This window comes from Paenibacillus sp. IHB B 3415, assembly GCF_000802655.2.
Classification (GTDB): Bacteria; Bacillota; Bacilli; order Paenibacillales; family Paenibacillaceae; genus Paenibacillus_AQ; species Paenibacillus_AQ phytohabitans.
The window spans coordinates 1-23,883 of record NZ_JUEI01000053.1 but is presented as its reverse complement, the minus strand read 5'-3'; the positions used below and the strand labels follow the sequence as shown (position 1 = coordinate 23,883).

Here is a 23,883-nt window from a genome sequence, read left to right as displayed (position 1 = left end):
CGTTACGATGGGATGAGCCCGGCAAGGCGCTCTCTTAAGCGTTAGTCCGCCGCAGGAAGGTGTCAACCATTCATGAAGCTGAATTCTTCAGGCGGACCGGACCATTCCGCCCCGCAGCGGCTGCTGCCGCCTGAACTCTATGCGCTTACGGCAGTAGACGCAGCTCCGCGCCTCCTGGGCCAGCATCTCGTCCGGCGCACCGAAGACGGTGATATCCGCTGCCGTATTGTGGAGACTGAAGGCTACGGCGGCGCTGAAGACAAAGGGAGTCATGCCTACGGAGGGCGGCGGACAACCCGTACAGAAGTAATGTTCAGCGCCGGAGGCGCTACGTATGTATACCTGATCTACGGGATGCACTATTGCTTCAATGTGGTTACCGCTGCTGAAGACGAACCGCATGCGGTCCTGATCCGTGCAGTGGAGCCGCTTACCGCCAGAGACGCGGAGCTTATGGCTGCATACCGGGGAATTGCTGTCCGGAAGCCTTCTGATCTGTCCGGCGGCCCGGGCAAGCTGTGCCGGGCACTGAGGATAGACAAAAGCCTCAACATGGCCAGGCTTGATCTCCGCGGGGGGCCAATATGGCTGGAGCAAGGTGAAGCCCCGGAATCTCTGGATATTGTCCAGGCTCCGCGCATCAATATTCCCTATGCAGAAGAATACGCGCTGAAGCCTTGGCGTTTCTATCTCCGGGGCAATCCCTATGTCTCAGTCAGCAACACGGATGCGCAGCCGGTTATCCTCAACTGAAGATAGTTTCATTCCGCTGTTTCGGCTGTGCTAATTTGGGTAAAAAATAGAGAACCCTAATAAACCTCTCCCTTGGGATTACCCGAAGGGAGAGGTTTTATATTTTTTTGGCCCCGGACCCTCTCCTACGCCGTAAAACGGGCCATTTCCCGTATAAGCGACAAGAAACAACATAATTTGTATGCGCTTTCCCCGTTCTCTAAACTTACAATTACTGCTATAATCAGAGATATCCACAAAAAATATAAAGATGTAAATGAGGGACATGGGATGAAAGATACAGGCATGATCCGGAGTTTAGACAGTCTTGGTAGAATTGTGGTTCCCGTAGAAATCCGCATGACACGAAATATTGACATTGGGGATCCCATCGAGTTTTTTATTCTGAATGAGGAAATTATCGTCCTCAGAAAGTACACCTCCACAGAATGCACATTTTGCAGAAGCCTTGATCATGTAACCTATTATAAGGATCAATTCATTTGCAATACCTGCCTCAAAGAGCTGAGCGACCCCGGGCGCGGATCTGAAGAGATCACAATCTCTCCAGGCCCTGCAGAGGAGAACGCCGAACCTGTCCGCAGTGGACGGAGAACGAAGACGGAGGAAATGAGCCAGCGGCTGGAGAAAGCGATGGAGGACCACCCCTATGCCAACCAGAAGGAGCTTGCCGAGGTGCTCGGAATCAGCCAGGCCAGAGTAAGCCAGTTGAAGCGCAAGCTAAATACTGCCGGCAGAGTGACTCCGTAGCAGTGCATATCCCATCATCTTATACATAAGGCTTGGCCCTCTGCAAACAGAGAGCCAAGCCTTATTTTTTGATATGCATGTCCGTTCAGCTTACTACTCCGACAATGCCGCTTTCAGCTCGTCAGGCGAAGCGGCCCACCACTCTTCATTATGGGCGATCAGCAGTGATTTCAGCGCTTCCCGCTCCGTAGACCCAAGTCCCTCCACAATAATCTTCCGTTTCAGGGCAGCATCCAGCTTATTGACATGATCGGCAAGAATCTTCCAGCCCCGGCGGGCTTCGGAATCGATCCACATCTCACAGGCGGTAATTCCGCCGTAGAACTGGCCCTCCGGTGTACGGTCCACAGCGACCCAGACCACCCAGACCTGTCTTCCTTCCGGAACATCCTCACGGTTCACGGAGAATTTAATCCCCTTCTCCACTTTGCTCTTGGCATGCATGGCACCGATATCGATAACGGCGATACCTTGATCAATAATAACAGGCGATACATTACCCAGATCAATGGAGCCTGCGCCGAAGCCTTTATGCTTACTCTTGGCATTCACAATATTCAAGGCAATCTGCTTTTTGCCCTCTGGTTGTACGTTATCCACAAGTGCACACCCTTTCCATTCACTAATTATTTAATTTTAGCTAATAATGCGCCGATTGCAAACATATACATCCCGTAGATGCTTGTCACGGGAGGAATCACAGTATGAAGCCACATTCATTAAGGTATACCCTCATCTTCGCAGCTCTGGCTGTTCTCACCTTGCTTGGAGGCGGAATATGGTTTCTTTCAGGGCACAGCCCTGCCGTATGGACTGCCTCTGCCCCAAAAGAGGCCAAGGCCCCCGCCGTCCTGCCGCAGCAGCAAATTGTGCAGTCCACTCTTCCGGAGATCACTCCGCCTCCAGTGTCGGAGGTTTTAAGCCAGCGTGTGGTGGAATATCACATGGATGTTCAACTGCTGGCCGATACGGGAACCTTAACAGCTTCCGAAACGATGACCTGGACCCATCCGGGCAAAAAACCGGTCCAAGAGCTCTATTTTCACCTTTACCCCAATGCATTCGCTTCCGGCAATACAACCTTTATGAAGGAATCCGGAGGAACGCTCCGGGGCGACTCCATGCCTGCGGGCGGATACGGCAGCCTGACGCTGACGGATCTGCGGACCTCCGAGGGTATTTCGCTAATGCAGCGCACCCAGTATGTGCAGCCTGACGACGGCAATGTGAATGACAAGACCCTGCTTAAGGTCCACCTGCCCCAGCCGGTAAACGGTGGTGAGAGCGTAACACTCAAACTCCAGTTTGAGGTCAAGCTGCCGAAAATATTCGCCCGTATGGGAACCGCCGGCAACTTCGTCATGGCCGGCCAGTGGTTTCCCAAGCTCAGCGTCTACGAGCCTGCAGGCACAAGGGGAGCACAGGAAGAAGGCTGGAACCTGCATCAGTACCATGGCACATCCGAGTTCTACAGTGACTTCGGTATTTACAATGTAACCATCTCCGTCCCGTCCGATTACAAGGTTGCCGCCACCGGATTTCCGGTGAAGAACGCGCGGCTGGTGCAGGACCGCAAAATCTATCAGTTCTACGCAGATGATGTTCATGACTTTGCCTGGGCGGCATCGCCGGATTTTGTGGTTGCGGAGAAGGCCTTCTCCGCGCCGCAGGTGCCCGGAGTAAAGATCAAGCTCTATCTGGACCCGCTGCATAAGGATCTTCAGGAGCGCTATTTCCAGGCCGCAGAGGCTGCCCTGACCGCCTTCAGCAAATGGTACGGCCCTTATCCTTACTCCACCTTATCCATTGTTGTCCCGCCTGAGTCTGGCAATGGGGCCGGGGGGATGGAATATCCGACGCTGATCACTGCCTTCGGTGCTGCCGAGGCATCACCCGGCACTTCGCTTGAGCGGACCGTGATCCATGAGATCGGTCACCAGTATTTCTATGGTATGGTTGCCAGCAATGAATTCGAGGAGGCGTGGCTGGACGAGAGCTTCACCTCATATGCCGAAGACCGGCTGATGGAGCAGGAATATGGCGTTGCCTCAAGCCTCCCGCTGCAGTCCAGTCTGGTCTCCTCTTCGCAGCCGCTCAATCTGGAGACCTGGAAATACACCGGAGATGACGCCTACACGCGCAATGTCTATATCCGGGGCAAGCTGGTGCTCCGTGACATCGAACGGTTAGCAGGAGCCAAGAACATGGATGCCATTCTCGCTGCCTATGCCCGTAAATACCGCTTCAAGCATCCCTCGACCGCTGACTTCCAGAAGATTGTGGAGAATGTGACCAAGCAATCCTGGCAGACTTATTTTGACCAGTATGTCTACAGCGGCGGTGCCCCTGATTTTGCAGTAGACGACATCAGGCTCACGGCCAAACGGGGCGGCGGCAACGGAGCGGGCATTCAATATGATGCGGTAGTTGAGGTAAGCAACAAGGGCAGCCATTATGGGGATGTCCCTGTAAAATTCATTTTCTCGGACGGGTACTCGGTACAGCAATACTGGAACGGCGAAGGGAAGACAACATCGTTTGAATTATCGTATAAAGCACCTCTGGTCTCCGCCGAGATTGATCCGGGGCATTCCATACTGCTGGAGAGCAAGCATCTCAATAATTTCAGAATGGCGGAGCTTGAGCACAATACTCTTTCCCGCTGGACGCTCAGTGCGACGACACTGCTTGAAACCCTGCTCGGAACTCTTGTCTGGTGAGGTGAAGGATTGTGAAAATTTGGATAACCCGCGGTTGGCACAGCATGAAAGAGCAATTTTATATTCTGATTCTGCTATTTATCTACCGGCTGTTCTGGGGCTACTTCATGTATAAATTCATTAAAAGCGCCGTCGTTCCGGTACTGCTGCGGTATCCGGATGCGGATGCCGGCGGCAGTAGCATAGGCAGGCTGCTCTATTACATTGAGGGGCAGGCTGCGCTGCACACGGACCCGGACGTCCGGCAATGGCTATGGCTGCTCCTGGCACTGACTGTGTTGCGGCTGCTCCTCTCCCCCTTTATCCGGGCGGGCCTGCTGCACGAGCTTCACCAGGAGCGCGCCGGGGAGCGCGGACTGTTCTTTTTTCCCGGGATGAAGCGTTACGGGCTGCCTGTCCTGCTGTTCAGTCTCGTTGAATGGGCGCTGGCCCTACTGCCGCTCTATTGGCTGCTGCCGAAGATGTACCGTCTGCTTCTGAACGGCATTCTCGATTATCCGCAGCTGCTGACGCTCGTGCCTTATGTGCTGGGCTGGCTCATCTATCTCTTCCTTATCCGCAAGCTGCTGCTGTATATGCAGTTCGGTTATACCGCCGGCACGGGCATGTTCACTTCGCTGCTGATCTGTCTGAAGGTCCTTCTGCACTCCATCGGGATATCCGTCATTATGGGCGCAGGAAGTCTGGTGACGCTGATCCTCTGCGGCGCTGCGGCGCTCTTCTGCCCCGGCCTCCCGGCCCTGCTCCTGCGCCAGGCAGCCCCCCTGCCATCCACTCTATTCAAAATGTGGGGCATAGCCGCGCAGTATCATCTCTGGTCCAGTAAATCATTTCCACAATAATTGGCCGCCAAAACGGCATACTAAAAGAGTCATCGCCCCTCTGGTGAGGTGCATGACTCTTTTTTGTTTACAGCTGCGATAAGTGCATTTGCAAAACTTTAAATCCTTTGGTACAATGATGCCTGTACTACTAGTAACAAATTTGTAATCTTTCAAATGGAATTAAGCAGCTATGTAACCGAGCCTTTAACCTTATGTCGATATGTCACTATTCTGGTGCACAAAACGCCGAATTCCCAGCACCGGGGAGTGGGGGAACCATATTTTGGGTGAATTGATCTCGCTTTAGAGGGGTCATAGGGGAACCTTCTACCGAATCCTTAAGCTAACCTCGCAGGCCTTGGAAGGAGTACATCTTTTGAGAAGTCAGAACTTTAAGAAGAAATGCACCGCAGCAGCGCTGGGTCTTGTGATGGTATTTACACTTGGAGCGGGCAGCGCTTTCGCAGATTCCAAAATGGATACTGTGATCTCAAAAACCATTGGAACGTCATATAAAACCGGGGGCACCAGCACCAGCGGCTTTGATTGTTCCGGATTCACCAAATACGTATTCAAGAGTATCGGCCTTACCTTGCCGCGCACCTCTAAGGCACAGTTCAGCGTTGGAACAGCCGTATCCAAGAGTAATTTGCGTTCCGGTGATTTGGTATTCTTCAATACCCTGGGCAACGGAGTTTCCCATGTCGGTATTTATGTCGGCAATGGAAAATTCGCACAATCCTCCACTTCGCGTGGTGTAACCATCAGTTCGCTGAGTCAGGCATACTGGGCCAACCGCTACGTTGGCGCTAAAAGAGTGATGAGCACAACAGCCTATCAAGCTGTCGCTTACGATTGAACCCTTGAACATTTCCTCGAATATTTGTACCTCTAACATCTAAATGTAACTTATACGAGCCCGGTTTTGATTATTGCCGTAATCATTTCCGGGTTTTTCCTTTTCCTTATTCTACCTTTTACACTCATCTGCAGGCCCTGAAACACCTTTTTATCCCAAATCCAAAGAAAAATTCATCAATAGCTCACCCGCTGCGTAAATATGAGTCTTTCTATGCAGCTATAACTCTAAAAAACGCAAAAAAAATGCATTAATATGTTATAAGTGATTGCCAAGCGCCTTAGTCTTTGCTACAATTATCGCAGTGAGCTTTTAGTAACATTTTTGTAATTATTGAATCGCTTTTAACAAAGGTTTTGTCATGTATTGAATAACAGCTAATCCTAATCAACAGTCGTGCCGAGTTCCCTAAAGATTTAGGGAAACGGGGGAACCAACTTTGGGTGAATTGACCTCCTATTCTAAGAGGGGTCATAGGGGACCTTCAACCGAACCCTTAAGCTAACCTCGTAGGCATTTGGAAGGGGTATTTACTTTTGAAGAAGAAGCTAGCAGCCGCAGTACTAAGCTTTTCCATCATCTTCACCATTGGAGCAGGAAGCGCTTTCGCGGATTCCAAAATGGATAAAGTTATCGACAAAGCCATCGGGACCAAATACGTATCCGGCGGTGTATCCACGAACGGTTTTGATTGCTCCGGATTTACAATGTATGTTTTTGATAAGATCGGCATTAACCTGCCTCACCAATCCGGCTCCCAATATGAGATGGGTACTGCTGTATCCCGCGATGAGATGAGACCGGGCGATCTTGTATTCTTCAATACAAGCGGCAAAGGCATTTCCCATGTCGGTATTTATGTTGGTGACGGTGAGTTCGCACATGCTTCTTCCTCGCGTGGTGTAACCATCAGTTCCCTGAGTGACAGCTACTACGTCAACCGCTACGTTGGCGCCAAACGGATTATGAGTACAGATGCTTACAAGACTGTGGCTGCGGATTCCGAAGACAATGACGATGTGCAATAATTTGTCCTAATATAAGCGCTTTTCCAGGATTTTTGCCGAAATCTTGGAGGAGGGCTTATTTTTTTGTCTATAAAATTACTTACCCCGCTCTATATTTGTAAAACATCAATTTCGCTCTTTCATAAAATATTTATTGGCGTTTGTCAAGTTCCGGTCTTTCTGCAAGGTTTTTGCGTCGAATCCGGCTCGTTTTGTATATAATATTTATAGAATGAAGTAATGTTCCCTTGAAAGGAGGCCTCCGCTTATGATAAGTTCCCCGGTAACTTTTTATGTTGTTCCTATGGAGTCGCAGCATGCTGCTGAGATCTGTGAGTGGAACTATAGGCCCCCGTATAATATTTACGGCTGGATGCCCTGGGAGCAGATGCAGGCGCTCGGTGTTGAATTCGGTGATCCGCAGCTGCGCAGCGAGCAATACGTTTCCGTCGTGAACGGACAGGGAATCCTGTGCGGCTTCGCCCAGCTGTTCCCTATGGAGGGTGTAGTCCGGCTCGGAATCGGCATGCGGCCCGATCTGTGCGGTCATGGCATGGGACATCTCTTCATGAAGGCCATCGTTCAGGCGGCTCTGCAGCGTTATCCGGAACGGGAGATCGATTTGGAGGTACTGACGTGGAATCAGCGGGCCATCCGTGCTTACCAGAAATGCGGATTTACCATAACGGATACTTATGAACGCAGAACTCCAACTGGCGATAAACCATTTTATTGTATGGTCTATGAGAAATAGCATTCCACTTCTGTATGTTTGCAAATTTTCCAGGAGTTTCGTTCATTTTTTTGACACAAATACTATGATAACGCTTCACCATCCAGTATAATGAAGGAAGCAGCTTACATGGAGGGACGGATGCAGATGCAGAAATGGATCATGAGCGGTTTGTTTTTTGCCGCCTGTGCCTTTGCCGTGGTCTTAATGTTTACCCTGCCCGGCAAAGCCGAGGTGGCTGAAGAGAACAAACCTACAATGCCTGAGGTTGTGCTGGACGCAACCAGCGCGGAGGCCCTGGTGAAAGCCAACTGCATCACCTGCCACGGGGATCAGCTTCAGGGCGGTGTAGGGCCGAACCTGCAGCAGGAGGGCGCACAGCATGACGCGGCGCAGATTTACAGCATTGTGACCAAAGGCCGCGGGCAGATGCCTTCCTTCAAAGACAAACTAGCCCCTGAGGAAATTGCGAATGTCGCGTTATGGCTGGCCGAGAAGAAATAATAACATGCCCAAAGGTAAAATGCCCGCTGCAAAGGATACCTTGGTATCCCTGCACGGGCATTTTTATGGATCAGGCGGTACTGTCATTTCCATAAGGATCTTGTCCTCTAACGGTTTTTCTCAAAAGCCTCGTTAATTTCATTGGCCTGGCGTATATCCAGCTTCTCCACATCTACAGGCAGACGCAGGATAACGGTCTTGTAATCAATGGTGATGTGCGGGTGATGGTCGAACGCTTCCGAGATCGCAGCAACCTCATCCACAAAAGCAATCCCCTTCATATATTCATTGAACATATATTTGCGCACCATAATATCCTGTTCCAGTTTCCAGCCTTCCAGCTTGCCGATCTGCTCCCGCAGTTCTTCCTCTGTAAATGGCAATTTGTTTCCTCCCTTGCTTAATTAGCTATATCACAGCAGTCCTGTCTTTCAAATAAAACATCCCTCAGCTTCTTAAAGTCCAAGGGATGTGCCGGGCCAAAGATTTTTTTCGATTTAATGTATTCTTAAATCCCGGCAAATAGTACTTCTCATCCCAATTTTAACATGGGCTGATGCCTGGGGACAAACTCCGCTCCGCAGCTGCCTCCGGGCTACACCAGAACGACCGACGCCAAATCCTCGTCGCCGAGCAGAATATTGATGCGGTGGGTTTCTTTATCGTACATTACAACACCGCTTCCGACCTTAATCACCGGCTCATTGCCCAGTGCGTAGAACAGATCCTCCGCAAGCGCCTCCCAGACCTCCAGCTTCGACTCCTCCGGCAGGTTCTCCCACTCCTCTGGCTCCATTTCGAAAAAAATATACCCGTCGGAAATCCGTCCGACTGCGCCTGTCAGTTCAACCAGAATTTCACTGTAATCTCTGCCATGCTTTACTCCCACATCAATCACTCCGTTTTCTTCGCTGATGAATAATAACTTACCTTATCCATTATAGCCGAAAAAATCACTTCACAAAAAAGGGAATGCTGTCGATAAATAAGAATATACGTGATTTGGTTACGTGCAGAGTGTCCTCCCGCGGTTCAAGGATGATAAACGCGGTATAGTCGGATCACTTCTTAATTCTCATGGACGAGGTGCATAAATGGAAATTTCAACAATACTAGGACTGGTTTTTGGTCTGATCGCAGTAGTCTGGGGGATGGTACTCAAGCATGCTCCACTTGAAAGCTTGAACAACCCCGCAGCCTACGTAATTATCTTTCTTGGTACGGCCGCCTCAATCTTCATGGCCTTTCCCATGTCGGAAGTCAAGAATTTCCCTAAGCTGCTGAAGATCCTATTTGTGAAGAAAAAGATGGTCGGCAAGCCCGAACTGATTACAATGTTTATGGAATGGGCATCCATCACCCGCCGTGAAGGACTGCTTGCACTGGAATCCAATGTCGATGAAATTGAAGATAATTTCCTCAGAAACGGTATGCGGATGATTATCGACGGTAATGACCAGGAATTTGTCCGCGATGTATTAATGGAAGATATTCATGCTACAGAAGATAGACATAAAGCCGGCGCCTTAATCTTCTCCCAAGCCGGGATGTACGCACCTACACTGGGGGTACTCGGGGCTGTTATCGGGCTGATTGCCGCCTTGGGGGATATGAGTAATATGGACGTCCTGGCCCACGCGATTGCCGGAGCCTTCATTGCTACTCTCCTGGGGATATTCACCGGTTATGTAATGTGGCACCCTATGGCCAACAAGTTAAAACGGATTTCCAAACGCGAGATTGAAGTCCGCCTGATGATGGTAGAAGGTCTGTTGTCTATCCAGTCCGGGGTCTCCACCATTGCTATCAATCAGAAGCTTTCCGTCTTCCTTACTCCGTCCGAACGGGCCAAGCTAAGTGAGAAGGAGGGCGCCTCGAATGAGCAAAAAGACTAGGCATGAGGAGCACGAAGAGCATGCTGATGAATCCTGGCTGCTCCCCTATTCCGATCTGATGACCCTGCTGGTTGCTCTATTCCTGGTTATGTATGCCATGAGTGCTACGGACGCCCAGAAGTTTGAGCAAATGGCCCAAGCGTTCAATTCAGCGCTCAGCGGCGGTGGCGGCGTATTGGAATTCCGCTCGGATTCACCTACGAGTACTCAACTTGACCAAGGCAATAAGGATAAAATGAATAGTGTTTTAGATAAAAATACAGGCACCGCCGAGATCTCCAAACTTCGTGCCAAAGAACAGGAGGATCTGGAGAAGCTTAAGGAGCAATTCGATCAGTACATCAAGAATAACGGAATGACTGATTTGCTCAGTACGAAGCTGAATCAGTCCCAGTTAATGATTACGATCAGCGACAACGCCTTATTTGCTTCGGGACAGGCTATGGTCAAGGATGACTCCCGCCAGCTGGCCAAGTCAATCTCGACGATGCTGCAGCAGTTTCCCGATTATGATATATTAGTGCAGGGACATACGGATAATATTCCTATCTCTAATAGCAGCTACTCCTCCAACTGGGATCTTAGCGTGGCCCGTGCCCTTCAATTCATGAAAATCCTGTTGCTTAACCCCAATCTGGACCCGGTCAAGTTCAGTCCAATCGGATACGGGGAATATCATCCCATCGCTGAGAATACGACTGCCGCCGGACGCGCCAAGAACCGTCGTGTAGAAGTTTCCGTTCTCCGCAAATACAAAGATGCAACAACAGAAACAACTGATGTTGCCGCTCCCGGTAAATAATGCGAATATATTATAGCTTATCAAGTAATAAGAGCTGTTCCCGGGCCACTATTCGGCCTTCAGGAACAGCTCTTTGTTTGATTGCTTATTATTTAAAGCTTATTGTAGCTCATAGTTCAGCATCGCTCCAAGCTCCTGCTTCTCCTGCGGTGACAGATCACGCCATTCCCCGGTCTGCAGGGCGCCCAGCCGGATGTTCATTACCCGGATGCGCTGCAGACGCCGCACTTCATAGCCAAACGCGCTGCACATGCGGCGGATCTGCCGGTTCTTGCCCTCGGTAAGAATAATCCGGAATACCCGCTCGCTTATCCGCGTTACCTCACAAGGGAGCGTTCTGCTGCCCAGAATCTTGACCCCGGTGGCCATGCCTGTAAGGAAAGATTGCGTGACTGGCCTGTCCACGGTAACTACGTACTCCTTCTCATGTCTGCCTTCAGCACGCAATATTTTGTTCACAATGTCCCCGTCATTTGTCAGCAGAATTAATCCCTCAGAATCCTTGTCGAGCCGGCCGATAGGGAAAATACGCTCTTCATGTCCAATGAAATCTACAATATTGCCCTGAATATGGCCTTCTGTTGTAGAAGTGATGCCTACCGGCTTATTAAGTGCGATGTAAACGATCCTGCTGCCTGTTTCCAGGCGTTTGCCGTCGATCAGCACCGTATCTCCGGCTTCTGCCTGACTGCCCAGCAGAGCGGGCTCACCGTTGATGGTGACTCTTCCTCCTTCAACCAGCTTGTCGGCTTCACGGCGCGAACAGTACCCTGTCTCACTGATGAACTTATTAATTCTCATATCTGTCATTCACTCCGTTCTATATACATGCCTGACGGAAGGTTATTCTCCCCGGCTTCAGGCAGCTTAATGGTCACCTGCGCACCCCGTCCATACTCACTGCGGATCTCGAGACTGCCCTTATGGGCTTGTATAATACGCTGGCTGACCATTAGTCCAAGCCCGGTCCCTGACTCTTTATTCGTGAAGAACGGCTCGCCCAGCTTAGGAAGCATATCCTCCGGAACCCCTCCGCCTTCATCAGAAACAACAATAACCACAGAATTATTCTGCTGCTGCTCCTCCAGGGTAATCGTCCCTCCGTCAGGCATAGCCTCAATCGCATTTTTGATTACATTAATGAATACCTGCTTCAGCTGGTTCTCCTCACAGTGCACCATAGCCGGCATATCCGAGAAATACGTTACAAACTCTATGCCAAAAAGATGGGCTTGGCTATCCAGCAGAGAGATCACGTCGCCGACAATATGCCGCAGATCCCTCAACTGAAAATGAACGGCCTGCGGCTTGGCCAGGATCAGGAACTCACTTACAATCAGATTGATCCGGTCCAGCTCCGAGAGCATAAGATCAATATGGAGCGGGACTAGAACCTTCTTCTCCTGCTGCAGCTGCAGGAACCCTCTCAAGGTGGTCAGGGGATTGCGGATCTCATGGGCAACTCCTGCTGCCAGCTGGCCGACCGTAGTCAGCTTCTCAGAGCGTCTGAGCAGCTCTTCAATCCGGTTGCGCTCAGTCATATCACGGGATACATGTACAAAAGACTGCGGCTGCCCTTCCTCATCCCGGATCACCGAGGTGCTCACACTGACTTCTACGATAGAGCCGTCACGTTTCAGTCGTACGGTCTCTACCGGCGGCAGAGACATTCCGTTCTTGAGCTGCCGCAAACGGACATCTTCCTGCTCCTGTACTGTAGCCGGCACCAGATAAGGCGTCTTGACCAGCGCTTCCGCTGCACTCCATCCATAGAGCTCTTCAAAGGCCCTGTTCGTACTTATAATCCTGCCATCCATATCCACAGTGTGGATCGCATCCGAGGTGCCGTTAATTACCGACTCCAGATGCTCTTTAACCGCCCGGTTCTCTTCCAGCGTCTGACCCAGCCGGTTCGTGTGCTGCAGCAGGTGGGAGGTCATCGCATTGATCCGGTGGGCCAGCTGTCCGAGCTCATCCCGGCTCTCAACATTTAATGGAGGCTCGAATTTGCCCTTGGCCACATCATTCACCTTAGCCAGTATATCCTGAATCGGCCGCGTGACGAAGCCGGCCATAATATAGCTGGCCAGGAAAAAGATAATAAGCAGCAGCACGGACGTGGTGATATTATTGAACAGCTGCTCTTTAATTACGGATGAGATCAGCGAGTAATCCATAACCACAGTAATTACATAATCGTCGGCTCCCGGCTGTTTGATTGGAATGAAGCTCTTGAGCACTCTTTTGCCCAGAACCTCCGTATACAGCGTTACCGGCTCACCCCCGTTGATCGCTTCCCGTATTGCCGCTTTATCCTGTGCAACGTTGCCGTACGTATACGTACCATAATGAATAGGGCGGTTGCGCAGCTTCACATTGACCGGGTCACTGCCATCGGGCAGCATGCTGGGCGATCCGAACGTTTTGGGATTAAACCCTGTGATCTCCAGGATACCGGGATTCACAGCTTTGGAGTCCTGAATAATTTCGTCAGGTCCCATAATCTTGACGTAATCGCTTACGGCAGTACTGCGGATATAAGGATCTATGATATAGTTGCTGGTGCCATCATAATAGTAACCCCATTTATCAATGTACTCCGGATTTGAGGTTGAATATTCGAAAGGGCCGGACCAGAAATTATCCATCGTCTGCCCCTGGTCAACGGATACCCGCTGGCCTGCAAACAACTCCAAAAAAGCCACATACCAGTACCCCATGCCTTTGGTCGAGAGTCCGATCTCTGTGGGATCTGATGACTTGGCTACAACAATATCATTATCAGTCTTGACCAGAAGCGAGATATTAGACACGCCCAGCTTGATAGCCAAGGCCTGCAGCTCCCTATTGTCCACATTCTTGATATCCGGATCAAGCTCAAGTGAAGCCAGAATAGAGGTCATCCTCAGGTTCTGGGCAATTTTATGCTGCACATAGTTGGAACTATAACTGCTCTGCTCAACCGAAACAGCGATCTGCATGGCAGTTATCTTCATATTACTCAGACTTTCATTACGCAGATTATTCCGGACGGCATATAGATTAAGTGTAAGATTCAGCGACAGGATTAAGAGTACCGAGCCGAAAATAATAGCCGATAATTTCGTTTTTATAGACAAGCGTATTGTTCACCTCTTACCGCTGGTAAATCCTAGCGGAGCATTCATAATTATCATACCTTTTGCCTCTCCATTTGAAAAGACATTTCAAACAGGGATAACCTGGGGAACATATTGAATTCTTCAGACACTTTCTCTACAATAAGTAGGAAACCATCCACAGGTTATGCACATATAAACATTTTGCTAAATCGCGATGTGTACAATTTTGTGCATAAGTCGGGCTTTATCCACAGAGTTGTCCACAATTTGTTAAGAACGAATATTTGTTCGTTGTACAAGGGGCTATTTTAGAAGGGAAGATGAACTTGAATACACGACTTGAAGAGTTGCCGCCAGACGAGCGGGCAATTCATGAATATTGGATGAACGAGGCAATAGGCGAAGCCCGCAAAGCAGAAGCACTGGGTGAAGTGCCGATCGGGGCAGTGGTTGTCCGTGAAGGTAAAATTATCGGGCGCGGCTACAATCTGCGTGAGACCACGCTCGATTCCACTGCCCATGCGGAGATGGTTGCCATCCGGGAAGCGAGTACGGCCCTTAATTCCTGGCGTCTGCTCGACTGCCAGCTCTACGTGACCCTGGAGCCCTGTCCCATGTGTGCAGGAGCCATGGTGCAGGCCAGAGTCCCGCTCACTGTCTACGGTACTCCTGATCCCAAAGCCGGCTGTGCAGGCACTCTGATGAACCTGCTGGAGGAATCGCGTTTTAACCACCGTACAGAGGTCATCCAGGGTGTGCTGCAGGAAGAATGCGCAGAGCTGCTGACTTCGTTCTTCCGCCGGCTGCGGCAAAGACCCGCCAAGCTCTAATGAAACGAATCAGCTATATCATTCTATTCTGACCAGGAGGACGATCCATGTCTATTAAGCTGTACAATACGCCGCAGGGAATCTATATCTCTTTGCTGAAGCTCACGGATGCCGAAGCGCTGCTTAACCTCCGTCACCGCAACCGCAAGGAGCATCAGCAGTTCGAACCCCTCCGCGACAATGACTACTTCACCCTGGAGAGCCAGCGGCAGCTGATTAACCAGCGCATCCTGGATGCCCGGCAGGATAGTGCTTATATGTTCGGCATCTATCTGCTCAGCGGCGAGCTGATTGGCCAGATTACCATTTCTAACGTGGTACGGGGTGTCGGACAATTTGCCGATATCGGATATTTTATTGATTATGATATGCAGGGTAAAGGGTATACCAGCGCAGCGGTGCATCTGATCCTGGGCTATGCCTTCCGCTCCCTCGGCCTTCACAGGCTGCAGGCGGCTATCCTGCCTCATAATGACGGCTCCCGCAGAGTCCTGGAGAAGAACGGCTTTCAGGCTGAAGGGCTTGCCCGCCGCTTCATCAAAATCAACGGAGAATGGCAGGACCACCGCACTTACGCCATTCTGGCTGAAGATTTTCTTCCACAGGAGCAATAGCCTGATCTGCCGGAGCCGCCGGCAAGCAGCACAAAAATCCCGTATGAGCGAAGGTTCGCTTATACGGGATTTCTGTGTTGCTGCAGTATTTATTAATAAGTGCCTGTGGCTCCGAACTGCTGCTGCAGCTCTTCCAGTGTAATCACATCTTCGCCTTGCGGAATTCCGATCTGGAAGGTTTGTTTCTCATTGATCTTGCTGTATTGATTGCTAGCGGTCATAGACAGAGCAACATTCTCACCTTGTTCAGGATCATTCACTTTGATATCCATAAGCATATCCTGATACACCGGGAAGTTATCGTCATTGATCGCCGTGTTGAGATGGAACTGGTTAATCGTGAGATGCGTGTTCAGCTCAGCCAGATCCTTATCGAATTCAGCGCGTGCTTCACTGGACTGCAGCTCTTCCTTCGCTTTAGCCAAGTCGGCAGCATCGATCTTCAGCAGTTCCTTGTATTCATCCTTGCCGAGAATATCGATGATCTTAGGCAGCGCATTGTTCACCAGGATGGTGAGCGCCTCTTTGACATTATCATTCGTTACCTGGAACTGGACAACCTGTTTGGCTTCAACCCCTTCAGGCAGGCCGGCTTCCTTAGGCTTGATTTCGTTAAAGTACTTCTCTTCGTCGTACTCACCCAGTAATGTGTTCATCACTTCATTAGACAGCTTCTGCACTTTCTGCGTGTCCATAGCCGAAGGGTTGAATTCAGCCCCCTCCTGCTCGGCCAGCTCCTTCAGATCCAGCTCTACATATTTATTCACAATCGTCTCAGGAATCGGCAGGAACGGAATGGAAGGTACTTTGACATACAACTTCTCTGCTGTCATTACCATTGGAACCGTGAAGGACATCGCCATATCCCCCTTCAGATTCAGAACCATTGTAAGCTCTGTCTGCATCGGCTCTGCCTGGTAGACCCCTTCAACCGTAAGCTCTGCGTTCTTAAGCATGCTGAGAATCTGACCCGTTGTAGCATCAGCTTCACTTGTACCTGTGTCGATCGTCAGGTCATTAACGGTAAGCTTCGTCTTCATTTCATACGATGTCATCGCCGCAACTTTATTTGCAGCAGCGGACAGTGCCTCTTTCGGCGCCTCTTTCTTTGCACACCCCGGCAGAATTACTGCGGCGGTGAGCAGCAATGCGGCAGCGGATAACCCCCATTTTTTATTCATTATTGTTCTCCTCTCCCATGTGAAAAATTCTTTCCCCTCCCTAATGATAAACCATTTGGCAAATATGAGAAACATTTCTCTCCATTTTCATCTCCGGCTAGGGTCAGCCCTGAGGATTATTATGGTCAACGTGGTTAGCTTGTTTTACCTTTTTTGAACCGGACAACGGCTCAGGACCTGATGAATGATGTTCCTTGCGCGGTCCCTGATTATCCTGCTGTACACCGGGTACCGGCATGCTTTTTGGTTTGCTCACTTTGTTCGCCTCCTATGGATTGGTTAAGCCCTGAAGCGCCTGCGCGCATTCATGAATCTGTCGGGTATACTGCTGCGCCAAAAGCTGTACGGCATCCGTACGTTCGTCCGCCACGCGTCCATCCTGCTCGGCATCGAGCAGATCCACAGCAACCTCGCGGCTATCCACATAGGTGCAGCGGAAATCGAGGGAATACCCTTGACGCCCGGATGCATTGAAATGAATAAGCAGACTGTTCTGGTCCGCCGCATCCCCCTGCACGCTGAAGCTGTCCCCATCCTCCATCAGTGCAGGCAGACGCTCCTGCCAGGCAGACACCAGACTCTGCTGATCTACTTGTAATTGTCGGTCCATCTTTATGATCATCCTCCTTCTCTAATACATTGCCGAGAAAGAGAGCTTTTTATTCTCTTTGAGACAGGTTCATTTCAAAAGAATCCTCAGGATACAACAAAAAACCGTCCCCCATAAGGAGACGGCTTCTATCTGCAAATCTTTGAGTGTAAAGGAATGGCGGAGAGGATGGGATTCGAACCCATGTGGGCTTGCACCCTAACGGTTTTCAAGACCGCCCCGTTATGACCGCTTCGGTACCTCTCCAATGCATCTAAATTTCACATGCATTAGGAATTATAACACACCAACCAAATAATATGCAACTATAATTATTGAGCAGTTTGTGTGCTTATGGATTTCACGTTACGCATATACGGCTGCAGGCATTCCGGAATCAGAACACTGCCGTCTTCCTGCTGGTAATTCTCCAGAATAGCCGCTACTGTACGGCCTACGGCCAGCGCAGAACCATTCAGCGTATGCACGAATTCCGGCTTGGACTTGGGCTCTTTGCGGAAGCGGATATTGGCCCGGCGGGCCTGGAAATCCTCGGTGTTGGAGCAGGAGGAAATTTCGCGGTACATTCCGCTCTCCGGCAGCCACACCTCCAGGTCATACGTCTTCGCCGATGTGAAGCCCATATCTGCCGTACACAGCAGCAGGACGCGGTAAGGCAGTCCCAGGAGCTGTAGGACGCGTTCAGCATCGGCTGTCATCTTCTCCAGCTCCTCATAGGAGGTCTCCGGACTGGCAAGCTTCACAAGCTCCACCTTATTGAACTGATGCTGGCGGATCAGACCGCGGGTATCACGCCCCGCAGATCCGGCCTCCGAACGGAAGCAAGAGCTGTAGGCTACATGGTACTTCGGCAGATCACCAGCTGTCAGAATCTCTTCACGGTAGTAGTTCGTTACAGGCACTTCTGCTGTAGGGATCAGATAATATTCTGTATCACGCAGCTTGAACAAATCCTCTTCGAACTTCGGCAGCTGTCCTGTTCCATACAGGCTGTCCTTGTTGACAATGTACGGAGGCAGCATCTCTTCATAGTTATGCTCTCCGCTGTGCAGATCCATCATGAAGTTGATTAGAGCGCGCTCCAGTCTTGCTCCCAGCCCTTTGTAGAAGGCGAACCGGGAACCCGTAACCTTGGCTGCCGCTTCAAAATCAATGATATCCAGCTGCTGCGCCAGCTCCCAGTGTGATTTCGGAGTGAATCCGAACTCTCTGGGCTCCGACCAGCGGCGTACTTCAACATTGTCTTCCTCGGACTTTCCAACCGGCACCGATTCATGCGGAATGTTCGGAATGCTCATGGTCAATTCATCAATCTTAGCTTCGAGCTCGCGTACTTCATCGTCCAGCTCTTTGATCCGGTCGGAAACCGTACGCATTTCTGCAATCAAATCATCCGCCGGTTCTCCATTTTTCTTCTTCTTGGCTACATCTCCGGATACGGTATTCCGGCGGTTCTTAAGTCCCTCTGTTTCCTGAAGCAGCTCACGGCGGCGCAGATCAAGCTGCGGGAAGCCGGCAATCAAATCGAGCGACTTCCCTCTTTTAGTAAGGGCCTCTTCTACTCTGGCATAATCACTACGCAATACTTTAACATCTAACACAAAGTTTCCCTCCTGAAAACAGCCCAAACTCTTTCAAAATGCTGATTTGTTTACAGCTTTGAAAGAGTCAGGATGTTCTTATATGCAGTTCTATGGATTGGCTGCAATACTGTCCTCTACCATGTCGGCAAAATATTGATGCAGCCTGTAATCATCAGTCAGTTCCGGGTGAAAAGAGGATACCAGCAGGTTGCCCTGACGTGCAGTTACAATCTCATCCTTATAGATGGTAAGCACATCGACATCCGGACCCACCTCGTTAATGAGCGGAGCACGGATAAACACCGCACGTACCGGCTCAGCAATCCCTTTAACCTCCAGATCACATTCAAAGCTTTCCCGCTGGCGGCCAAAGGCATTCCGGGCAACGGTAATATCCATCAGCTCCAGATGACCGGGTTCGCCTCCGGCAATGTGCTTGGCCAGGACAATCATACCGGCGCAGGTACCAAAAATCGGCTTGCCTTGACCCGCAAACTCACGTATAGCTTCTATAAAGCCATATTTGCGCATCAGTTTGCCGATGGTCGTGCTCTCGCCGCCGGGAATAATCAGTCCCTCTACCTCTTCCAGCTGCTCTACACGCTTGATAGGCAGACCCTGCGCACCTGTCTTCTCAATACTGACAATATGCTCTGTTACAGCGCCCTGCAGCGCCAACACTCCTATTCTCATCCGGAAGCCTTCTCTCTATTAACGGCCGCGTTCCGACATACGTTCAGCCGGAGTCAAAGTGGCAATATCAATCCCCTTCATCGGGGCGCCAAGGTTCTTCGACACTTCAGCAATCAGCTTGTAGTCTGTAAAGTGGGTGGTCGCTTCTACAATGGCACGGGCGAATTTCTCAGGGTTGTCGGACTTGAAGATCCCGGAGCCGACAAACACGCCGTCAGCACCAAGATGCATCATGAGCGCGGCATCCGCAGGCGTAGCTACACCGCCGGCAGCGAAGTTAACGACAGGCAGCTTGCCAAGCTGATGAACCTCCAGCAGCAGCTCATAAGGAACACCCAGTGTCTTGGCTTCATTATAAAGCTCATCAAGCGAGAGGTTAGTCACTTTGCGGATTTGACTGTTTATGTAGCGCATGTGGCGGACGGCTTCAACGATGTTGCCGGTTCCCGGCTCACCCTTGGTACGGATCATCGAAGCTCCTTCGTTAATCCGGCGCAGGGCTTCCCCAAGATCCTTGGCTCCGCATACAAAAGGAACGGTGAATTCACGTTTATTGATATGGAACACTTCATCTGCCGGCGTGAGCACTTCGCTCTCATCCAGATAGTCAACACCGAGGGATTCAAGAACCTTGGCTTCTACATAATGGCCAATACGGGCTTTAGCCATAACAGGAATGCTCACTACCTTGATAACCTCTTCTACAATAGTAGGATCGGCCATACGTGCTACACCACCCGCTGCGCGGATATCGGAAGGTACACGTTCCAGAGCCATAACGGCTACTGCGCCCGCTGCCTCAGCAATTTTTGCCTGCTCTGCATTCATGACGTCCATAATGACGCCACCTTTTTGCATTTCTGCCATGCCTCTTTTAACTCGCGATGTTCCTGTTTCCATGTCTAAGCCTCCCGAATGATCTAACCTAATCTAACTTGTAATTCTACCGCAAGGCGGTGATATATACAACCTATTTACTGGGATTTTGTCGTAATGCTGGCATTAGACTGCCGTGCGGTTAGAACAAGTTCTTAATTCCTGTAAACAGGTCGCCAAAAAATTCTCCGATTGCTCTCATCAGCAGTTTGAACCAGCCAGCCTTCTCTGCTTCTTCGGCAGTAATCAGGTTAACCGTCTTCTCCTGAACCTGAGACATTCCTTCGATCTGGTAGGTATAAGTGACCTTACCTACTTTGCTGGCTCCGGCAATCGGCGCGATCAAGGTTGCCGGGTCGTTCGTCACCACTGTAGTTTTGATCTGTGGAGAAACCGTACCCTTTGGTACCATGAACGTAACTCCCGCATCCGTCACAACAGGTACATCCTTATTCTTGCCTTTGAGTACAGGCACCGTTTCAGTACCGGCGATGACAGCCTTAGGCGCTACCACCTGCTTAATCTCGAAATTGTTGAAGCCGAAATCAAGCACCTTCTTCGTTTCCGTGAAACGGTGTGCTTCAGAGTCAGCTCCCATAACTACGCTGATTAGACGCATGCCGTCACGCACAGCAGTACCTGTGAAGCAGTTGCCGGCTTTGGAGGTGTGTCCAGTCTTCAATCCGTCGAGACCCGGATAAGCATAGGCTTTGAAGTTAGCAATATCCTTGTTGGCTTCCAGCATCCAGTTATAGTTAATCATCGGTTTGGTGTCACGCTCACGGAATTTATAGGATTGGATCGTTGTAAATTCAGTGAAGTCCGGATGATCCGTTACAATATTTTTGGCAAGAATGGCTGCATCCATTGCAGACATGACCGTTTCGCCTTCAGCCTGCGGACGGAATTTCTCCGGCATGTCCGCCCGGTCAAGTCCGGTGGAGTTAATGAAGAAAGCGGTCTTCATGCCCATCTTCTGGGCAGTCTCGTTCATCAGTGTTACGAATTGCTGCTCCGAACCCGAGACCAGCTCCGCCAAAGCTACTGTGGCATCATTAGCAGAACCTACCGCCATCGCTATGTACAGTTCTTTAACCGTATGTTCATCACCTGCAGCCAGATAAATCCGCGATCCGGTCTGCTTAGATGCATTCTCCTGTACAATAACCTTCTCGTCCCAGGATAGCTGGCCGCTATTTACGGCTTCGGTAACCAGATATTCTGTCATCATCTTGGTCATACTCGCTGGAGGCATAGGCTGATCGGCATTGAGCGACATCAGGACCTCGCCTGTAGTAGGCTCAATCAATACTGCAGATTTTACATTCAGTCCCAGTGACTCCACGCTTGGAACCTTGGTTACTGCCGTTTTGGCAGGTGTTGCCGCTGTCGATGGAGTCCCAGCCTCAGTTGTAGCCGGTGTACTTACCGCCTCTGCCATGGCAGACGCTGCCGGGAATGCTAGCATATTTAAAAGCAGACCTACTGTCGCTGTCTTCATCACAAGTTGCTTACTACTTAGTTTCCGCTTGTACTTCAATGATTAACTCTCCTTTAATCCTCAGATCAGTGCTTGTTCTATTCTAACACAGGGGTATCTGCAAAAAAAGACAGGCAGGACGAATTTAGTCCTGCCTGTCCGCAAAAATATGCGATTCTTCCCGGTTTACAGGGAATAGTTCGGCGCTTCTTTGGTAATCTGCACATCATGCGGGTGACTTTCACGAAGTCCCGCACCTGTGATACGGATAAATGAGGTATCGTTACGCAGTTCCTCTAATGTCTTCGTACCGCAGTAACCCATACCTGAGCGCAATCCGCCGATCAGTTGATGAACAGTATCGGACAACGGCCCTTTAAATGCAACCCGGCCCTCAATCCCTTCAGGAACGAGCTTCTTATCATCATCCTGGAAGTAACGGTCTTTACTGCCCTGCTTCATGGCGCTCATGCTGCCCATTCCGCGGTATACCTTGTATTTACGTCCCTGATAAATTTCCGACTCCCCAGGGCTCTCTTCCGTACCGGCGAACAAGCTGCCCATCATCACTGCAGCGGCTCCGGCAGCAATTGCCTTGGTGATCTCTCCGGAGTACTTAATTCCCCCGTCAGCAATAACTGGAATCCCGTATTCACGGGCAACCGTTGCACAATCATAGATTGCTGTAACCTGAGGAACGCCGATACCTGCAATTACACGGGTTGTACAAATCGATCCGGGTCCAATACCGACCTTAACTACGGATGCTCCGGCTTCAATCAATTCACGGGTAGCTTCACCTGTAGCTACATTACCGGCCACAATAGTAAGATCAGGATACAATTCGCGCAGCTGGCGGACCGCGTCGATAATATTAATATGGTGTCCGTGTGCCGAATCTACTGTGATTAGGTCAACACCAGCTTTTACCAATGCCTCTGTGCGTTCAAATGTATCCTTAGAAATACCGATTGCAGCTCCAACAAGCAGACGGCCTTGAGCATCCTTGGCCCCGTTAGGGAACTGGATAGCTTTCTCTATATCTTTAATAGTAATGAGACCTTTAAGAATATTGTGCTCATCCACCAGCGGCAGCTTCTCAATCTTGTGACGTTGAAGGATGCCTTTCGCTTCCTGAAGGGTTGTACCTACAGCAGCGGTAACCAGATTCTCATGAGTCATAACTTCTTTGATCTGAATATTGAAATCGTGGATAAATCGCAAATCACGGTTAGTCAGAATACCAACAAGCTTACCGCCTTCATCTACGATAGGTACACCTGAAATGCGGTATTTACCCATCAGAACTTCAGCATCGGATACCCAGTGGTCTGGCGTAAGTGAGAATGGATTGGTAATAACGCCGCTCTCGGAGCGCTTCACACGGTCCACCTCTTCCGCCTGCTGCTCCACGGACATATTCTTATGAATGATGCCGATCCCACCCTCACGGGCAATAGCAATCGCCATAGCTGCTTCCGTGACTGTATCCATACCTGCACTCATCAAAGGGATGTTCAGCTTCACATTCTTGCTAAGTACAGTGGTTAAGTCCACTTCCTTAGGCAGTACCTCGGATTTACGCGGAACCAGCAGCACATCATCAAAAGTGAATCCTTCTTTACCAAACTTATCTTCCCACACCTGGGTCATTCCTCCTCGAAATATTCTTTTCTCCACCTGCCTGCTAACTTATGAATAAAAAAACTCCTGCTTCAAGTCCATACCGGATAGACAGCGGTAAAGGCTTGGGAGTTATACATAATAGTGTCTTCAGTTAAGGTTTGAGATGCTTGTCCAAAAATATATTAGAGCTATCTTAGCAAAGGGCTTTTGGCCTGTCAAGAATATTACATCTTCTGATAAGGTATTAAGAAATCTTGCTCCGGGTAAGCGAATTCTTGGACTAAAGTCCGTGTGCAGTGGACAAATTATATAATAATCCATAATTTAACACCCTAACGTCTATACATTGTCGATGTATAAAAGTATACAAAAAAGCCATTGTCGATTGCTCAACAATGGCTCATGTGCTTGGCGGCGTCCTACTCTCCCAGGACCCTTCGGT

The 23,883-nt window shown here is 50.0% G+C and carries 25 protein-coding genes, 1 tRNA gene and 2 riboswitches; of the genes, 12 read left to right on the top strand and 14 right to left on the bottom strand.

The genetic code is table 11. The features are described from left to right. Nucleotides 1-72: 72 nt before the first annotated feature. Both QW71_RS22150 and QW71_RS22145 read left to right on the top strand, forming a co-directional pair. Nucleotides 73-753, top strand: a complete 681-nt coding sequence (locus QW71_RS22150) for a DNA-3-methyladenine glycosylase (RefSeq protein WP_047013914.1) — start codon at nt 73-75, stop codon at nt 751-753. A gap of 270 nt (nt 754-1,023) precedes the next feature. Then, nucleotides 1,024-1,503 (top strand): AbrB/MazE/SpoVT family DNA-binding domain-containing protein, encoded by a 480-nt coding sequence (locus QW71_RS22145; protein WP_039303876.1) that lies wholly within the window; start codon nt 1,024-1,026, stop codon nt 1,501-1,503. A gap of 93 nt (nt 1,504-1,596) precedes the next feature. On the opposite strand, the gene QW71_RS22140 is transcribed toward QW71_RS22145, so the two are convergent. Next, nucleotides 1,597-2,103, bottom strand: a complete 507-nt coding sequence (locus QW71_RS22140; protein WP_039303874.1) for a YwhD family protein — start codon at nt 2,101-2,103, stop codon at nt 1,597-1,599. A 104-nt stretch (nt 2,104-2,207) separates the two neighbouring features. Here QW71_RS22140 and QW71_RS22135 point away from each other — a divergent pair, with 104 nt between their 5' ends. The 6 genes from QW71_RS22135 to QW71_RS22110 all read left to right on the top strand — a co-directional run bounded on the left by QW71_RS22135 (nt 2,208) and on the right by QW71_RS22110 (nt 8,150). Beyond that, the gene (locus QW71_RS22135) at nt 2,208-4,223 is read left to right on the top strand and encodes a M1 family aminopeptidase (protein ID WP_039303871.1); all 2,016 of its coding nucleotides are present in this window, start codon (nt 2,208-2,210) and stop codon (nt 4,221-4,223) included. 44 nt (nt 4,224-4,267) lie between these two features. Then, on the top strand, nt 4,268-5,065 hold the full coding sequence (locus tag QW71_RS22130) for a hypothetical protein (protein ID WP_152679829.1): 798 nt from the start codon (nt 4,268-4,270) through the stop codon (nt 5,063-5,065). Between the two features lie 216 nt (nt 5,066-5,281). Then, nucleotides 5,282-5,420, top strand: a riboswitch (cyclic di-AMP (ydaO/yuaA leader). Between the two features lie 57 nt (nt 5,421-5,477). Next, nucleotides 5,478-5,906 (top strand): C40 family peptidase, encoded by a 429-nt coding sequence (locus tag QW71_RS22125; RefSeq protein WP_047013916.1) that lies wholly within the window; start codon nt 5,478-5,480, stop codon nt 5,904-5,906. 387 nt (nt 5,907-6,293) lie between these two features. Further along, nucleotides 6,294-6,437: riboswitch (cyclic di-AMP (ydaO/yuaA leader) on the top strand. Between the two features lie 5 nt (nt 6,438-6,442). Further along, on the top strand, nt 6,443-6,934 hold the full coding sequence (locus tag QW71_RS22120) for a C40 family peptidase (RefSeq protein ID WP_039303865.1): 492 nt from the start codon (nt 6,443-6,445) through the stop codon (nt 6,932-6,934). 247 nt (nt 6,935-7,181) lie between these two features. After that, on the top strand, nt 7,182-7,667 hold the full coding sequence (locus tag QW71_RS22115; protein WP_039303863.1) for a GNAT family N-acetyltransferase: 486 nt from the start codon (nt 7,182-7,184) through the stop codon (nt 7,665-7,667). A 126-nt stretch (nt 7,668-7,793) separates the two neighbouring features. Then, nucleotides 7,794-8,150 carry a cytochrome c gene (locus tag QW71_RS22110; RefSeq protein WP_039303895.1) on the top strand — a complete coding sequence of 119 codons (357 nt, stop codon included), beginning with the start codon at nt 7,794-7,796 and terminating at the stop codon, nt 8,148-8,150. Between the two features lie 107 nt (nt 8,151-8,257). Here the strand turns inward: QW71_RS22110 and QW71_RS22105 are convergent, their stop codons facing one another. Both QW71_RS22105 and QW71_RS22100 read right to left on the bottom strand, forming a co-directional pair. Then, on the bottom strand, nt 8,258-8,533 hold the full coding sequence (locus QW71_RS22105) for a 4a-hydroxytetrahydrobiopterin dehydratase (protein WP_039303861.1): 276 nt from the start codon (nt 8,531-8,533) through the stop codon (nt 8,258-8,260). A gap of 212 nt (nt 8,534-8,745) precedes the next feature. Beyond that, nucleotides 8,746-9,039, bottom strand: a complete 294-nt coding sequence (locus QW71_RS22100) for a hypothetical protein (RefSeq protein WP_039303858.1) — start codon at nt 9,037-9,039, stop codon at nt 8,746-8,748. Nucleotides 9,040-9,244: 205 nt separating this feature from the next. On the opposite strand from QW71_RS22100, the gene motA reads away from it, so the two are divergent. Together motA and motB are read left to right on the top strand one after the other, a co-directional pair. After that, nucleotides 9,245-10,045, top strand: a complete 801-nt coding sequence (motA, locus tag QW71_RS22095) for a flagellar motor stator protein MotA (RefSeq protein WP_039303855.1) — start codon at nt 9,245-9,247, stop codon at nt 10,043-10,045. Next, entirely contained in the window at nt 10,029-10,847 is an 819-nt protein-coding gene (gene motB / locus QW71_RS22090; protein ID WP_039303852.1) for a flagellar motor protein MotB, read from the top strand. Before motA ends, motB begins: the two co-directional genes overlap by 17 nt. 99 nt (nt 10,848-10,946) lie before the next feature. Here motB and rluF read toward each other — a convergent pair whose 3' ends face one another. Together rluF and QW71_RS22080 are read right to left on the bottom strand one after the other, a co-directional pair. After that, nucleotides 10,947-11,648 carry a 23S rRNA pseudouridine(2604) synthase RluF gene (gene rluF, locus QW71_RS22085; RefSeq protein WP_039303894.1) on the bottom strand — a complete coding sequence of 234 codons (702 nt, stop codon included), beginning with the start codon at nt 11,646-11,648 and terminating at the stop codon, nt 10,947-10,949. Between the two features lie 5 nt (nt 11,649-11,653). Next, the gene (locus tag QW71_RS22080) at nt 11,654-13,966 is read right to left on the bottom strand and encodes an ATP-binding protein (protein ID WP_039303848.1); all 2,313 of its coding nucleotides are present in this window, start codon (nt 13,964-13,966) and stop codon (nt 11,654-11,656) included. A gap of 308 nt (nt 13,967-14,274) precedes the next feature. On the opposite strand from QW71_RS22080, the gene tadA reads away from it, so the two are divergent. Together tadA and QW71_RS22070 are read left to right on the top strand one after the other, a co-directional pair. Then, the gene (gene tadA / locus QW71_RS22075) at nt 14,275-14,778 is read left to right on the top strand and encodes a tRNA adenosine(34) deaminase TadA (RefSeq protein WP_268794628.1); all 504 of its coding nucleotides are present in this window, start codon (nt 14,275-14,277) and stop codon (nt 14,776-14,778) included. A 47-nt stretch (nt 14,779-14,825) separates the two neighbouring features. Beyond that, nucleotides 14,826-15,392 (top strand): GNAT family N-acetyltransferase, encoded by a 567-nt coding sequence (locus tag QW71_RS22070; protein WP_039303840.1) that lies wholly within the window; start codon nt 14,826-14,828, stop codon nt 15,390-15,392. Nucleotides 15,393-15,484: 92 nt separating this feature from the next. Here the strand turns inward: QW71_RS22070 and QW71_RS22065 are convergent, their stop codons facing one another. From QW71_RS22065 to guaB, 9 genes are all read right to left on the bottom strand, one after another. Beyond that, nucleotides 15,485-16,573, bottom strand: coding sequence for a DUF6612 family protein (locus tag QW71_RS22065; protein WP_039303839.1), 1,089 nt, complete (start codon nt 16,571-16,573; stop codon nt 15,485-15,487). Nucleotides 16,574-16,676: 103 nt separating this feature from the next. Beyond that, entirely contained in the window at nt 16,677-16,829 is a 153-nt protein-coding gene (locus QW71_RS39125; protein WP_042132708.1) for a small acid-soluble spore protein P, read from the bottom strand. Nucleotides 16,830-16,841: 12 nt separating this feature from the next. Then, nucleotides 16,842-17,183, bottom strand: a complete 342-nt coding sequence (locus QW71_RS22060; protein WP_039303835.1) for a hypothetical protein — start codon at nt 17,181-17,183, stop codon at nt 16,842-16,844. A 157-nt stretch (nt 17,184-17,340) separates the two neighbouring features. Continuing rightward, nucleotides 17,341-17,429 (bottom strand) — tRNA-Ser (locus tag QW71_RS22055). 65 nt (nt 17,430-17,494) lie between these two features. Continuing rightward, complete coding sequence (gene serS, locus QW71_RS22050; protein WP_039303833.1) at nt 17,495-18,784, bottom strand: serine--tRNA ligase; 1,290 nt, start codon at nt 18,782-18,784, stop codon at nt 17,495-17,497. A gap of 90 nt (nt 18,785-18,874) precedes the next feature. Beyond that, nucleotides 18,875-19,459: a pyridoxal 5'-phosphate synthase glutaminase subunit PdxT gene (gene pdxT, locus QW71_RS22045; RefSeq protein WP_039303828.1), complete on the bottom strand. Its 585-nt coding sequence runs from the start codon at nt 19,457-19,459 to the stop codon at nt 18,875-18,877. Nucleotides 19,460-19,477: 18 nt separating this feature from the next. After that, nucleotides 19,478-20,359, bottom strand: a complete 882-nt coding sequence (pdxS, locus tag QW71_RS22040; RefSeq protein WP_039303826.1) for a pyridoxal 5'-phosphate synthase lyase subunit PdxS — start codon at nt 20,357-20,359, stop codon at nt 19,478-19,480. A 118-nt stretch (nt 20,360-20,477) separates the two neighbouring features. Beyond that, entirely contained in the window at nt 20,478-21,836 is a 1,359-nt protein-coding gene (locus QW71_RS22035) for a D-alanyl-D-alanine carboxypeptidase family protein (protein WP_047013915.1), read from the bottom strand. Nucleotides 21,837-22,001: 165 nt separating this feature from the next. Next, the gene (guaB, locus tag QW71_RS22030) at nt 22,002-23,459 is read right to left on the bottom strand and encodes an IMP dehydrogenase (protein WP_039303893.1); all 1,458 of its coding nucleotides are present in this window, start codon (nt 23,457-23,459) and stop codon (nt 22,002-22,004) included. Between the last annotated feature and the right edge of the window lie 424 nt (nt 23,460-23,883).

What these genes read in the sequence shown, in the direction of transcription:
- QW71_RS22070 (WP_039303840.1), top strand. Translation starts at nt 14,826, where the DNA reads ATGTCTATTAAGCTGTACAATACGCCGCAGGGAATCTATATCTCTTTG.
- QW71_RS22135 (WP_039303871.1), top strand. Translation starts at nt 2,208, where the DNA reads ATGAAGCCACATTCATTAAGGTATACCCTCATCTTCGCAGCTCTGGCT.
- QW71_RS22060 (WP_039303835.1), bottom strand. Translation starts at nt 17,183, where the DNA reads ATGGACCGACAATTACAAGTAGATCAGCAGAGTCTGGTGTCTGCCTGG.
- QW71_RS22125 (WP_047013916.1), top strand. Translation starts at nt 5,478, where the DNA reads ATGGTATTTACACTTGGAGCGGGCAGCGCTTTCGCAGATTCCAAAATG.
- QW71_RS22110 (WP_039303895.1), top strand. Translation starts at nt 7,794, where the DNA reads ATGCAGAAATGGATCATGAGCGGTTTGTTTTTTGCCGCCTGTGCCTTT.
- QW71_RS22035 (WP_047013915.1), bottom strand. Translation starts at nt 21,836, where the DNA reads ATGAAGACAGCGACAGTAGGTCTGCTTTTAAATATGCTAGCATTCCCG.
- QW71_RS22150 (WP_047013914.1), top strand. Translation starts at nt 73, where the DNA reads ATGAAGCTGAATTCTTCAGGCGGACCGGACCATTCCGCCCCGCAGCGG.
- pdxS (WP_039303826.1), bottom strand. Translation starts at nt 20,359, where the DNA reads ATGGAAACAGGAACATCGCGAGTTAAAAGAGGCATGGCAGAAATGCAA.
- QW71_RS22115 (WP_039303863.1), top strand. Translation starts at nt 7,182, where the DNA reads ATGATAAGTTCCCCGGTAACTTTTTATGTTGTTCCTATGGAGTCGCAG.
- QW71_RS22145 (WP_039303876.1), top strand. Translation starts at nt 1,024, where the DNA reads ATGAAAGATACAGGCATGATCCGGAGTTTAGACAGTCTTGGTAGAATT.
- motA (WP_039303855.1), top strand. Translation starts at nt 9,245, where the DNA reads ATGGAAATTTCAACAATACTAGGACTGGTTTTTGGTCTGATCGCAGTA.
- motB (WP_039303852.1), top strand. Translation starts at nt 10,029, where the DNA reads ATGAGCAAAAAGACTAGGCATGAGGAGCACGAAGAGCATGCTGATGAA.
- rluF (WP_039303894.1), bottom strand. Translation starts at nt 11,648, where the DNA reads ATGAGAATTAATAAGTTCATCAGTGAGACAGGGTACTGTTCGCGCCGT.
- QW71_RS22130 (WP_152679829.1), top strand. Translation starts at nt 4,268, where the DNA reads ATGAAAGAGCAATTTTATATTCTGATTCTGCTATTTATCTACCGGCTG.
- pdxT (WP_039303828.1), bottom strand. Translation starts at nt 19,459, where the DNA reads ATGAGAATAGGAGTGTTGGCGCTGCAGGGCGCTGTAACAGAGCATATT.
- QW71_RS22065 (WP_039303839.1), bottom strand. Translation starts at nt 16,573, where the DNA reads ATGAATAAAAAATGGGGGTTATCCGCTGCCGCATTGCTGCTCACCGCC.